Source organism: Micromonospora zamorensis (assembly GCF_900090275.1).
In the GTDB taxonomy this organism is placed as follows: Bacteria; Actinomycetota; Actinomycetes; order Mycobacteriales; family Micromonosporaceae; genus Micromonospora; species Micromonospora zamorensis.
In genome coordinates this window covers 7,083,239-7,095,932 of the sequence record NZ_LT607755.1, presented here as the reverse complement: position 1 = coordinate 7,095,932, position 12,694 = coordinate 7,083,239, and the positions used below count along the sequence as shown (strand labels likewise).

The window sequence follows — 12,694 nt, the reverse complement described above, 5'->3', positions numbered from 1 at the left end:
TGTACCCGGCCGAGGAGATCGCCCGGGGCGCCGCGTACGAGCTGTTCAGCGCCGAGGAGGTGGCCGGCTTCGAGCGGGCGCCCCGACCGGGCAGCGCCCTGCCGTGGCGCCGGTTCGTGCACGTCACCGAGGCGAGCGCGGTGCACGGGGCGGTCGAGCCGGCCGAGGAGCCGGAGACGCCGCTGATGATGCCGGCGCACCGGGAACGCGGTTGGACGCACGTACACCAGCTCAGCCAGCAGCCGTCCGCGGCGGGCGACCCCGTCCTGACCGCGGTGCGTGCCTCGGCGGTGGTGCGGAGGGGCACCCGGATGGTGAAGGTGCTCTCCGCCCGGCAGCTCGCCGGGTACGTGCGGGGCTGGCTGCCGCACGGCTTCTGCTTCCGCGAGCACGACGTGGCGCACCTGCGTACGCCGACCGCGACCACGGTGCTGCGCACCGACGGTGACGCCGGGCGGGAAGGCTCGGACGTCGCGTACGCGCTGTTGGCGGGCCGCGGACCCGGGCGACTACGACGTGCCGGTCGGCGAGACGCACCGCGGTCTGACCGCGCTGGCCGCCCGGGACCGGCTGGGCCCACCGGTGCTGGGCACCGGCTTCGTGCCGAGCAACGGTCAGCTCATCCCGAGTTCATCACCCGGGACTTCGCCGACCTGCCGATGCCGGCGAACGCCACCCTGCTCGCCTACCCCGCCGAGGGGTGAGGTCGTGCTCTACACGTACCAGGCGGAGCAGCGCGGTTGGCTGCGGATGGTGGGTCCGCAGTGGCGGCACCTGCTCGCCGCGGTGCCGGGCCTCTCCCCCGACCAGGAGTACGTGCCGACCGGCGACGCTCTGCGCTCCACACAGTTGGTGGGCCTCTACGGCGACACCGAGTACGAGGCGGTGGCCGACCTGCCCGGCGGGTTCCGGGTGTTGGCGATGACCCGGGGCGCCCGCTACCCGGTGGACGCGGTGGCCCGACGGCTCCGGTTCGCCCAGTGGCGGGGCGTGCCGTGCCTGGTGCTGCGCGAGGAAGCCGGCTGGCTGCGGCTGCGGCTGCGCTTCCCGGACCCGGACACCGTGGTCGCCACCGGCGCGCAGTGTCACGACCGCGGCATCTACGAGACCTGGGCACCGGGCGCCGAGGTGAGCGACGACCAGGTGATGGACACCCGGTACGTGATGTGACGTCCCCGGCGGCCGGATGCCCTGCCGCCGGGGGGCGTCGTGCGCTCAGTCGGCCAGTCGGGCCAGCTCCTCGTCGACGATCGACGGGTCGAGCTTGCGGAACACCGGCTTCGCGCTGCCAGCGGCCGGCCCGCCTCGATCGACACCGACTCCCAGCGCGCGCCGACGGTGTAGTCCCCGGTGAGCACCGGGTACGACGGCCCGCCGTCCAGGTCGTCGACCTGCTCGATGACGGGCATCGGGGCGTGCACACCGGTGCCGCCGAGCAGCTCGTGCACCTGCTGAGCCGAGTGCGGCAGGAACGGGTGAGCAGCGTGTTCGCGTCGCTGATCACCTGGAGGGCGACGTGCAGGATGGTGCCCATCCGGGGCTTCTCCGCCTCGCCCTTGAGCTTCCACGGGGCCTGCTCGGAGAGTATCTGTTGGCCTCGGCGACCACCCTCATGGCCTCACCGATGGCCTGCTTCTGCCGGTGCCGGCCGATCAGGTCGCCCACTGTGGCGAAGCCGGCCCGAGAGGTCGCGAGCAGCGCCTCGTCGGCCTCGGTGAGCCCGGCCGGGTCGACCGGCGGGATCTCGCCGAAGTTCTTCGCCGCCATCGAGACGCACCGGTTGACCAGGTTGCCCCAGCCGGCGACCAGCTCGTCGTTGTTGCGGCGGAGGAACTCGGCCCAGGTGAAGTCGGTGTCGTTGCTCTCCGGGCCGGCGGCGGCGATGAAGTATCGCAGCGCGTCGCGTCGTAGCGCTCCAGGAAGTCACGAACGTAGATGACCACCTTGCGCGACGAGGAGAACTTGCGCCCCTCCATGGTCAGGTATTCGCTCGACACCACCTCGGTGGGCAGGTTGAGCCGACCCAGCTCGCCCGGCGCACCGTCGCGGGAGCCCTCGCCGGAGTATCCGGAGAGCAGCGCCGGCCAGATGACCGAGTGGAAGACGATGTTGTCCTTGCCCATGAAGTAGTAGGACTGGGAGTCCTTACCGGCACCGTCGGCGGACCAGTACTGCCGCCACGCCTCCGGGTCGCCGGAGCGGCGGGCCCACTCGATCGAGGCGGACAGGTAGCCGATCACCGCGTCGAACCAGACGTAGATCCGCTTGTCCGGCCGGTCCCGCCAGCCGTCCAGCGGGATCGGAACGCCCCACTCCAGGTCACGGGTGATCGCCCGGGCTGGAGGTCGTCGAGCAGGTTGCGGGAGAACCGCAGCACGTTGGGCCGCCACCCCTCCCGGGTGTCCAGCCACTGCCGCAGCACCTCGGCCAGCGCGGGCAGGTCCAGGAAGAAGTGTTCGGTCTCGACGAACTTCGGGGTCTCCCCGTTGATCCGTGACTTCGGGTCGATCAGGTCAATCGGGTCGAGCTGGTTGCCGCAGTTGTCGCACTGGTCGCCCCGGGCGCTGTCGTACCCGCAGATCGGGCAGGTGCCCTCGATGTAACGGTCGGGCAGGGTGCGGCCGGTGGACGGGGAGATCGCGCCCATGGTGGTCTTCGGCACGATGTAGCCGTTGCGGTACATCCCCTCGAACAACTCCTGCACCACCGCGTAGTGGTTACGGGTGGTGGTGCGGGTGAACAGGTCGTAGGAGAGACCCAGGCCGTGCAGGTCCTCGACGATCACCCTGTTGTACCGGTCGGCCAGCTCGCGCGGGGTCACCCCGTCGGCGTCGGCCTGCACCTGGATCGGGGTGCCGTGCTCGTCGGTGCCGGAGACCATGAGCACGTCGTGGCCGGCCATCCGCATGTACCGGGCGAAGACGTCGGAGGGAACGCCGAAACCGGAGACGTGGCCGATGTGGCGGGGGCCGTTGGCGTACGGCCAGGCCACTGCCGCGAGAACGTGACTCATGAGCAGCAAGCCTAGTGACCCGCCAGGGGCGACCGCGAACCAATGGGGGGTGCCGGGCCGGCGGACCGGCCGGACCACCTCCACCATTGGTCCGATTTGTCGCCGACACGCGGTCGAGCTGCCCGTTCCGCCTCCCGGACCGGTGTGCAATGAACGTCGTGACTGGCAGACGAGCGGCACGGGACCACGAGGACCCTCGCACCGGCCCGACGGTCGGCGACGACCCTGGCCCCGACCCCGCCTCGCCCCGGAGTGCCGGGGTAGCACCCCAGCCCCGGTTGGTGCCCGGAGCCGACGCGGGTTCCGCGTCGCGCCCCAGTCCCAGCCCGCGACCGAGCCCCGCCCCGCGGCCCGGCGCCGACCGGCCCGAGGAGCAGCAGGCCAGGCCGTCGGGGCAGGCGGTCACATCGGGGCGGGAGGAGGCTGCGGAGCGCACCGCCACCCCGGCCCGGCCCACGCCGGGCGCGCCGGTACCCACGCCGGCCCGGCCGACCCCGGCGGCACCCGCACCGAGCCCGGCCCGACCCGGCTCATCAGGCCCCCCGGTCGGCTCGGCACCCGCCGCCACGGAGGCCGTCGAGATGGAACCCACCACCGGCGCGCCGGTGGACGCGGTGCCACGTCGAGTGCCCGTCCGCCAGCAGAGCCGCCTGCAACGGGAGGGCCGGTCCGACGGTGACACGCCGGACGACGTCGCTGCCTTCTGGGCGCCGATCGAGGAGGTGCACTGGGACGGCACCCCGGTGCGGGAGGACCCGGCGCCGTCGGGGGACCGCGGCTTCCGCCCGGTGGGCCGCCGCGCACCGAGCCGTACGGCCCCACCGCCCGATCCTCTGCCCGGGCTGGCCGCGCTGGTGACGCTGAGCCTGGTGGCGGCCTTCTTCGCCTGGGTCAGCGCCGGCCCGTTCTGGCTCGCCGTCGGGCACGCCCGGGTGGGCACTGTGGTGCTCGACGGCTGCACCGGTGACGGGCTCACCCAACGGTGTCGGGGGACGTTCACGGCCGACGACGGGCGGTTCATCGCGCACGGCGTACGGGTCAGCGGCGTACCCGCCGGGGAGAACGCGAGCGGTACACCGGTGCCGGCACGGATGACGGGCCCGGACGCCGGCACCGCGTACGCGGACACCGGCGTGGGCCGGCACCTGCTCTGGCTGCCCGGTCTGCTGGTGGTGCTGGCCTGCACGGCCGGCATCGTCCGGTGGACCGGGTCGGCCCGGCTGCCCGGCCGTCGGCACCGTCGCTGGGCCGTGACAGCGGCCGTCGCCGGCCCCGTGCTGATCACCGTCGGCTTCCTGGCCTTCGCCTGGTGAGCGCGTCACCCGGTGAACCCCGGCACGGCCGGGCGCCCGGGTCAGCTGTGCACGATGGTGTAGACGTCGCGCCGGCGCAGCGCGTACTCGGTGGCGACGTCGGTGATGGCGTCCCGGCGGGACCGGCCGGCGGCCTCCCGCTCGGCGACGGCCGCGCGCAGGGTGTCGTCGTCGGGGCGTTCCGGGGCGATCACCGGCGCACCAGCCACCACCAGAGTGATCTCGCCGCGCGGGTCTCCCTCGGCGGCCCACCGGGCCAGCTCGCCGAGGGGACGGCGGAGCACCTCCTCGTAGGTCTTGGTGAGCTCCCGGCAGAGTGCGGCTGGCCGGTCCGCGCCGAACGTGTCGGCGAGGTCGGTGAGAGCCGCACCGATCCGGTGCGGGGCCTCGAAGAAGACCAGCGTCCGTTCCTCGGCGGCGAGCGCGCGCAGGCGGGTTCGCCGGGCGCCGGGGGTGCGGGGCAGGAAGCCCTCGAAGCAGAACCGGTCACAGGGCAACCCGGAGACCGCCAGCGCGGTGGTGACCGCGCTGGGCCCGGGGGCGACGGTGACCGGCGCCCCGACGTCCAGTGCGGCCCGGACCAGCCGGTAGCCGGGGTCGGAGACGCTCGGCATCCCCCCGTCGGTGACCAGTGCCACCACGTATCCGCTCAGGATGACCTCGACCAGCTCGGGGGTTCGCCGCTCCTCGTTGCCCTCGAAGTAGGAGACGATCCGGCCGCCGACTGTGATGTCGAGGTCGCGGGCCAGCCGGGTCAGCCGGCGAGTGTCCTCGGCCGCGACCACGTCGGCGGTGCTCAGCACCTCCCGGAGCCGGGCCGAGGCGTCGGCGGGGTTGCCGAGCGGGGCACCGAGCAGGATCAGGCGCCCAGCTTCGGACTTTTCACCCACGAATTCGTCTCCTTCATCGACAGCGAATACCGGTATCAGGGACGACGGGCGCCACAGGACACCTTGGCAGCCTACGATCGCCGGGTGACGAGTGCGTCGACAGCGCAGAGCCCGAGCGCCGAGCCTGCCAAGATGGTCGAGGTGACGGGCGAGCCCAGCCCCAACCAGGAGCCGGCGGCACCGAGTGCCGGTGGCGGTGGCGCGTCCGCCGCGCTCCGGCGAAGGTTCGCCACCGTCGACAGCCAGGTGGACCGGTTCTCCTGGCTGGCCACGGCGGTGGTGGTGACCATCGCGGCGATCCTGCGCTTCGTCGGGCTGTCCAGCCCGAAGGGCAAGATCTTCGACGAGACCTACTACGCCAAGGACGGCTACGGGCTGATCTCCCGCGGCGTCGAGTGGAACTACAAGGACAACGTCCCGTCGTACGTCGTGCACCCGCCGCTGGGCAAGTGGCTGATCGGCCTCGGCGAGTGGGCCTTCGGCTACCAGGACGCGGATTCGAAGGTCTCCGTCCCCGGGCACCTGATGACCACCGCGCCGGAGTTCGGCTGGCGGTTCTCGGCGGCCGTGATCGGCACCCTGTCGGTGTTGCTGCTGGTCCGCATCGGTCGGCGGATGTTCCGCTCGACGGTGCTCGGCTGCGCAGCCGGCCTGCTGCTCGCCCTGGACGGCTTCCACCTGGTGCTGTCCCGCGCTGCGCTGCTCGACATCTTCCTGCTCTTCTTCGTGCTGGCCGCGTTCGGCGCGTTGGTGCTCGATCGGGATGCCCGCCGCAGGCGCTGGGCGCGGGCCCTGGACGACGGGCTCGACCCGAGCCAACCGGGCCGTGCCGGCCGGCCGCCGACCGGTTGGCGCACCTGGCCGTGGTGGCGGCTGGCAGCCGGGGTGTTGATCGGCTGCGCCTGCGCGGTCAAGTGGAGCGCTCTGTATTTCGTACCGGTCTTCGCGCTGCTGGTGATCCTCTGGGAGGTCGGCGTCCGCCGCTCGGCGGGGGTCCGCCGGCCCTGGCGGGACACAGTGCTCGACGAGCTGCCCTGGCTGGTCCTCGCCGGTGTGCTCATGCTGGCCACCTATGTCGCCACCTGGTCGGGCTGGCTGCTCACCGACGACGGCTACTACCGGCTCGCGTCGGCCTACCCGAGCGCCCCGCTCAGCGACCGCCCGGTGATCGGGCCCCTGATCAACCTCTTCGAATACCACCGGGCGGCGTACGGCTTCCACGCCCAGCTCGACGACGCGCACAAATACCAGTCGTGGCCGTGGCAGTGGCTGCTGCTCGGCCGGCCGGTGGCGTTCCACTGGTCCGGTGACGGCGCCTGCGGCGCACCGACCTGCGCCTCCGAGATCCTGCTGCTCGGCACCCCACTGCTCTGGTGGTCGTTCCTGCCCGCCCTGGCGGCGCTGGCCTGGCTGGGTCTGGCCCGCCGCGACTGGCGGGCCGGCGCGATCCTGCTGACCGTGGCGGCCGGGCTGCTGCCCTGGTTCTGGTTCGCTCTCGACGGCCGCACGATGTTCTCGTTCTACGCCGCGCCAGCGCTGCCGTTCCTGGTGCTTGCCGTGGTGTACGTGCTCGGCGCGCTGATCGCGCCCGCCGGGGGTGACGTGGGTGAGGTGGCACCGCTGGTGCCCGGCGACCCGAGCTACGAACGTCGACTGGTGGGCAGCATCGCGGCCGGGGCGTACGTGCTGCTGGTGGGGCTCTGCTTCGCGTACTTCTATCCGATCTTCGTCGGCAAGGTGATTCCGTACTCGGACTGGCTGTCCCGGATGTGGCTCGACGGTCGGTGGATATAAGCACCGACAGGCGACGCGCCGCACAGCGCGACGGAGAAGGGCCCGCACGCCGAAGCGTGCGGGCCCTTCTGTGACCCTGCGGGCACTGCGACCCCTGCGGGCACTGTGACCTTGCGGGGCCTTTCGACAAAGACGCGCGCCCCGATCGCCTGCCACGGGGGAAGCGGGCGATTGGGGCGCGCATGAAGAGCTTAACCACCGCGCACCACCGGCACAACGGGTCAACTTGGGTCAGATTTCCGACGGATGGTGGCCGGGCCGACTCGTACCCGCCTGCAGTTGACCGAGGGTGACCTGGCGTGGACCCAGAGCGCGGAAAAGCAAGGTCGGAGGTGGTCATCGACCTGGCCGGAGGCACCGGGGTCCGATCCACGCCCACCCAGACGATCATCCAAAGTGGATCTCACTACACTGCGGGCCGTGATCAACTTCAGACGATCGACGGCGGTCCTTCTCGGGCTGCTGGCGACCACCGCACTGGCCGGGCCCGCCCCGGCGCAGGCCGACGAGGAGCCGGTGCCCGAGCCACCCCGGGTCGAGCTGGTGCTCGACGTCAGTGGCTCGATGCGCGCCGCCGACATCGACGGGCGCAGCCGGATCTCCGTTGCCCAGCAGGCCTTCAACGAGGTCGTCGACGCGCTGCCGGCGGAGACCCAGCTCGGCATCCGGGTGCTCGGCGCGACCTACCGCGGCAAGGACAAGAAGGTCGGCTGCCAGGACACTCAGCAGATCGTGCCGGTCGGCCCGGTGGACCGGTCCGCGGCCAAAGCTGCCGTGGCGACGCTGCGGCCGACCGGATTCACACCGGTCGGCCTCGCACTGCGCTCCGCCGCGGAGGACCTGGGCCGAGGGGCCACCACCCGACGGATCGTGCTGATCACCGACGGCGAGGACACCTGCGCCCCGCCGGACCCGTGCGAGGTGGCCCGGGAGCTGGCCGCCCAGGGCACCAGCCTGGTCGTCGACACCCTCGGTCTGGCCCCCGACGAGAAGGTCCGAAAGCAGCTGCTCTGCATCGCCAGCGCGACCGGCGGCACCTACACCGCCGCACAGAGCGCCGAGGAGCTGACCGGACGGATCAAACAGCTCGTCGAGCGGGCCGGCGACACGAACACCCGCGCCCCGACGGTGGTCGGCGGCACGAACGTCTGCGACTCGGCGCCGCTGCTCGCCCCCGGCGTCTACGCCGACCGGGAGGCCTTCTCCGAGCACCGCTACTACCGGGTGCCGGTACGCCCCGGGCAGGAGCTGCGCGCGTCGGTGAGCATGGCGCTGGACCGAGGAGTGAACCGGGACTACGGGGTCCTGCTGAGGGCCACCGCAGCGGACGGCCGGGAACTGGTTCGCGGCGCTGACGCCGGCAGCGGACGGGCCGATGTGCTCTCCGCCGGGCTGCGCTGGTCGGCCAGCGCCGACGACGAGAATGCCGCGAAGGCCGAGGAGAGTTCCGCGCCGGTCGTCGAACCCACCACCGTCTGCCTGGTGGTGAGCAACTCGTTCGCCCCGCGCCCCGGCACCGCGGCCACCCCGGGCATGCCCGTGGAGTTGACCATCGACGTGGTCGCCGCCGCACCGGCACCGGACGGCCCGGACCTCGGTCGAGGCTGGGTGCTGCTCGCCCTGCTCACCGTCGCCGGGCTGCTCACCGGCCTGATCGCCGGGCTGCTCACCCGCTGGTGGGTCGCCACCTGGAGGGAGAACTGATGCGTACCGCCCTGAACCGATCGCTGGCGGCGCTGCTCGCCGCCGGCGGGGCCGCGCTGCTCCCCGCCTCGGCCGTCGCCGCCCCGAGCCCCTCCCCGGGCGCCACGCCGGTGAACCGGGCCGGCACGTCGTTCCTCAGCGCCACCCCGATCGCCGCGGGGCAACCGGTACGGGTGGACGCGTCGATCGGCGACCACCTCTACTGGGCGTTCCCGGCGAAAGCCGGCCAGGTGCACGAGATCACCGCCACCGTCACCTTCCCGAAGGGGCGCAGCGGCGCCTCCACCTGGACGGTCGACGTGTTCGACGGGCTGCGCCGGCGGCAGGCGTGCACCGCCGGGGCACAGACCCCGACCGTGGACGCGAAGGCGTCGAGCGTGGCGCTGGGCTGCACGTTGCGCGAGGTACGACCGTGGGCGGAGCCCTGGTCAGCCGATCCACTGCCCGGCACGTACGTCATCAGGCTCTCCGTGATCGATCTGCCCGAGCCGGATCTGGGCGCACCGATCGACGTGGACCTGCTGGTCGGCACGGTCGCCGACCGGGGCGCCTCGGCCGACGACGGTGAGTTGGCAGCGCCGCTGGTGCCGAACACCAAGGCGGGCACGGTGCTCAACGCCGTACCCGTGGCGGACCCGGAAGCTGGCGACGACGGTGACTCGCCGGCGGACTGGTTGCCGAATCTCGGCTCGCGGTGGGTCTGGACCGCCATCGGCGGCGTGCTCGCCGCGGTGGCCGGCGTCGTCGGCTTCGCGGTGACCAGGCGGCCCCGGCGTCGCTGAACCGCCCCGCTGGTGGCCCTGCCCGAAGGTGGGGCCACCAGCGGCTCAACCTCGGCGGGAGCCGCGTGGCAACCAGCCGATGAACCGACTCTGGAGCGACATCACCGGCGCGGCGCGCAGATCCTCCGTGGCGGCGGCGAGACAGGAACCCAGATAGACGCTGAGCATCGCGCGGTCACTCCCGTACTCCGCCAGCAGCCGGCTGCGCTTCGTCGCGCACGGCCACTCGTCGCCGCAGGAGCCGCAGCTCCAGCAGGGGGTCTTCGGGGCGTGATCGTCCACCCGCACCCCCGACCGTTCCGCACCATCGGTCATCGCACGTCCTTCCAGATGTCCACGGGACTGGCGGCTGCCCTGCCCGACCAGTTCTTGATGGTGGTCCCCCCGGAGCCATCAGGGAGGGCGCGCTGCACGTCCCTCCGGTGTTACATCTTTGCGGTACCTTCTCCCGTCGTGGGAGTCGGAAATCTGACGGTTGACAGGAGCCGCTGCTCCCACCGACCAGTAGGCTGCCGCGATGCGTGACCTGCTGCCGTCGACAGTCGCCGTGGCCGTGGCCGGGCCGGACGACTGGGTCGGCGAACTGCTCCCCGCCGAGCAGGCGTGCCTGAGCGAGCGGGCCGTGCAGACCCGTCGGCGGGACTTCGCCGCTGGGAGGGCCTGCGCCCGTCGGGCCATGACCGGTCTCGGCCTGCCACCGACAGCCGTGCCGGCCGCCCCCGACCGCGCGCCCGTCTGGCCGGCCGGGGTGGTCGGCACCATCACCCACACCACCGGCTACTGCGCCGCCGCGACGGCGCTCACCACCGATGTCCGATCCGTCGGAATGGACGCCGAGCAGCACCACGAGGTCGATCCGGGAGTACGCAGAATGGTGCTGCTGCCCGAGGAGGAGGCCCTCTGCGCACGGCTGCCCGGCGGCATCTCCTGGCCGGTCGTCGGGTTGGCGGTGGGTCTCTCGGCGATGGGCCTGCCCATGGCGCTCGGGCTGAGCGCGTACGACCTGCCGACCGGCAGCGCGCTGCTCGCCCTGGCCAACGACCTCGCCCACGGCACACTGCCGATCGGGGTGAACACCTTCCACCTCGCCGGCGTCGGGGTGGGCTTCGGCATCGGCGCGGTGCTGGTCGCCACGACCGTCCGCAGCATCCACGGCACCGTACGCGCCCAGCGCCGGCACCGGGACCTGCTCTCCCTGGTCGCCCGGGACGATCCGGCCGCCCCCGGCGCGCTGGTGCTGGATCATCCGAGCGCCGCCGCATACTGCCTGCCCGGGGTGAAGCCGCAGGTGGTGGTCAGCGCCGGCACTCTGAGCCTGCTCGACCGCGCCGAGCTGGCCGCGGTGCTCAGCCACGAGCGCGCGCACGCCCACGAGCGGCACGATCTGGTGCTGCTGCCGTTCACCGCGCTGTGCCGGGCGTTGCCGTGGTTCGGCTGGGTCCGCGACGCCCACGAACGGGTCGCCCTGCTGGTCGAGATGCGCGCCGACGACAAGGCCCGTGAGCTGCACGCGGAAGCGCCGCTGGCCGGAGCGCTGCGCCGCTTCGCCGCCGCCGGTCACCGGATCACCCCGGCCGGCGCGCTGGGCATGGGCGACCGGGATCTCGACGTACGGGTCCAGCGCCTCCTGGTCACCGACCGGCCGCCCCGGGTGCTCGGCGCCACCGCCCTCGCGGTGGCCAGCACGCTGGTCGCCCTCCCGGTCACCCTCTTCCTGTCCTGACCTGAAATAGCACGTCACACGCCGCGCCCCCGCATGGGTGCCGCGCCGCCGTGTCCCGCCGCAAGAGCGCGATCTTCCAAACCCATGACTACTACGTGCTGTAGTACCGTCTTCTACGACGTCACGTAGTAGACAGACGTGTAGAGAAACTACGTGTAGGGTGGCTACGACAAGGGAGCCAACACTACGGAGAGCCGGCCATGGACACCCTGCTCCTCGCCCGCCTGCAGTTCGCCACCACCACCTCGATCCACTTCCTCTTCGTGGTCGTCACGCTCGGGCTGGTCACCCTGCTGGTCGGGATGCAGACCGCCTGGGTGCTCACCGGCAACCCGAAGTGGGAGCGGCTGACCCGCTACTGGGGTCAGCTCTACGTGATCAATTACGTGCTCGGCATCGCCACCGGCATCGTGATGGAGTTCCAGTTCGGGCTGAACTGGAGTGGCCTGTCGCGCTACGTCGGCAACGTCTTCGGCGCGCCGCTGGCCATCGAGACGCTGGTGGCGTTCTTCCTCGAATCCACGTTCCTCGGGATGTGGATCTTCGGCTGGCACCGGCTCGGTAAGGGTGTCCATCTCGCGCTGCTCTGGGGCGTGGCCATCACCGCGTACGCCTCGGCGTTCTGGATCATGGTGGCCAACTCCTGGCTGCAACACCCGGTCGGTTACGAGGTACGCGACGGCATCGCCCACCTCACCGACTTTGGCGCGCTGCTCTCCAACCCCAGCCTCGGCATGGCGTTCGGGCACGTGGTCTCGGCCGCGTTGCTGGTAGGCGGGATGCTGATGGCGGCGGTCAGCGCCTGGCACCTGATCCGGCGTACTCCCGACTTCGTGCTCTTCCGCACCTCGCTGCGGATCGGCCTGGTCACCTCGGCGCTGGCGATCAGCCTGGTGCAGGGCTTCGGCTTCGCCCAGTTCGGCCCGGTCGGCGGCGTGCAGCCGACCAAGTTCGGCGGCCAGAGCCCGGAGGCGCAAGCGCTGATCGCCGACTGGACCACCCGGTTCGGCCCCGGCGACTACACGCCACCGGTGCTGGCCAGCGTCGGGCTGGGCTTCATGATCCTGATCGGCTTCACCCTCGGCTGCGTCTGGTTGCTGCTCCCCCTGCTCTTCCGGGACTGGATCATCCGGCTGCGCTTCCCGCTCTGGCTGGTCCTGCTCGCCCTGCCGCTGCCGTTCGTCGCGGTGGTCCTCGGCTGGATCGCCCGCGAGGTCGGCCGCCAGCCCTGGGTGGCGTACGGGCTGCTCCCCACCGAGCAGGCCGTGTCCCCGGTCGGCGCACCGGTGATGCTCGCCTCGCTGATCGGGTTCAGCCTGCTGCTCGGCACCCTCGCCGTCACCAACTGGGTGCTGCTCGCCCGGCACGCGGCGCGGGGCGCGGCCGATCCGGCACTCGGCCGCCCACCAGCGCCGCCGAGTGAGTCGACCCACCCCGAACCCGCGCTCGTCTGAGGCACTGAGGAACTGAGGAGA

Annotated in this window: 7 protein-coding genes and 4 pseudogenes; 8 read left to right on the top strand and 3 right to left on the bottom strand. The window is 72.2% G+C overall.

Annotated features, from left to right (window positions below; genetic code table 11):
- Positions 1-1,170: pseudogene (locus GA0070619_RS32090) on the top strand (hypothetical protein); the annotation flags it as partial.
- Positions 1,171-1,215: 45 nt separating this feature from the next.
- Here GA0070619_RS32090 and metG read toward each other — a convergent pair.
- Positions 1,216-3,013: pseudogene (gene metG / locus GA0070619_RS32085) on the bottom strand (methionine--tRNA ligase).
- Positions 3,014-3,594: 581 nt separating this feature from the next.
- On the opposite strand from metG, the gene GA0070619_RS32080 reads away from it, so the two are divergent.
- A complete protein-coding gene (locus tag GA0070619_RS32080; RefSeq protein WP_088951416.1) occupies positions 3,595-4,326 on the top strand; it encodes a hypothetical protein in 732 nt (243 codons plus the stop codon).
- A gap of 41 nt (positions 4,327-4,367) precedes the next feature.
- Here GA0070619_RS32080 and rsmI read toward each other — a convergent pair whose 3' ends face one another.
- On the bottom strand, positions 4,368-5,216 hold the full coding sequence (gene rsmI, locus GA0070619_RS32075) for a 16S rRNA (cytidine(1402)-2'-O)-methyltransferase (protein WP_088951415.1): 849 nt from the start codon (positions 5,214-5,216) through the stop codon (positions 4,368-4,370).
- Between the two features lie 132 nt (positions 5,217-5,348).
- Here rsmI and GA0070619_RS32070 point away from each other — a divergent pair, with 132 nt between their 5' ends.
- The 3 genes from GA0070619_RS32070 (at position 5,349) to GA0070619_RS32060 (ending at position 9,496) form a co-directional block, all read left to right on the top strand.
- Positions 5,349-7,010, top strand: coding sequence for a dolichyl-phosphate-mannose--protein mannosyltransferase (locus tag GA0070619_RS32070; protein ID WP_406085405.1), 1,662 nt, complete (start codon positions 5,349-5,351; stop codon positions 7,008-7,010).
- Between the two features lie 420 nt (positions 7,011-7,430).
- Positions 7,431-8,714 carry a VWA domain-containing protein gene (locus tag GA0070619_RS32065; protein ID WP_088951413.1) on the top strand — a complete coding sequence of 428 codons (1,284 nt, stop codon included), beginning with the start codon at positions 7,431-7,433 and terminating at the stop codon, positions 8,712-8,714.
- Positions 8,714-9,496, top strand: coding sequence for a peptidase (locus GA0070619_RS32060; RefSeq protein ID WP_088951412.1), 783 nt, complete (start codon positions 8,714-8,716; stop codon positions 9,494-9,496). The genes GA0070619_RS32065 and GA0070619_RS32060 overlap by 1 nt, the downstream gene beginning before the upstream one ends.
- Before the next feature lie 45 nt (positions 9,497-9,541).
- Here the strand turns inward: GA0070619_RS32060 and GA0070619_RS32055 are convergent, their stop codons facing one another.
- A complete protein-coding gene (locus tag GA0070619_RS32055; RefSeq protein ID WP_088951411.1) occupies positions 9,542-9,811 on the bottom strand; it encodes a hypothetical protein in 270 nt (89 codons plus the stop codon).
- A gap of 202 nt (positions 9,812-10,013) precedes the next feature.
- Here GA0070619_RS32055 and GA0070619_RS33175 point away from each other — a divergent pair.
- From GA0070619_RS33175 to GA0070619_RS32045, 3 genes and pseudogenes are all read left to right on the top strand, one after another.
- Positions 10,014-10,436: pseudogene (locus GA0070619_RS33175) on the top strand (4'-phosphopantetheinyl transferase family protein); the annotation flags it as partial.
- Positions 10,419-11,219: pseudogene (locus GA0070619_RS32050) on the top strand (M56 family metallopeptidase); the annotation flags it as partial. The pseudogenes GA0070619_RS33175 and GA0070619_RS32050, both read left to right, overlap by 18 nt.
- A 200-nt stretch (positions 11,220-11,419) precedes the next feature.
- Positions 11,420-12,673 (top strand): cytochrome ubiquinol oxidase subunit I, encoded by a 1,254-nt coding sequence (locus tag GA0070619_RS32045; protein ID WP_088946156.1) that lies wholly within the window; start codon positions 11,420-11,422, stop codon positions 12,671-12,673.
- Positions 12,674-12,694 lie beyond the last annotated feature (21 nt).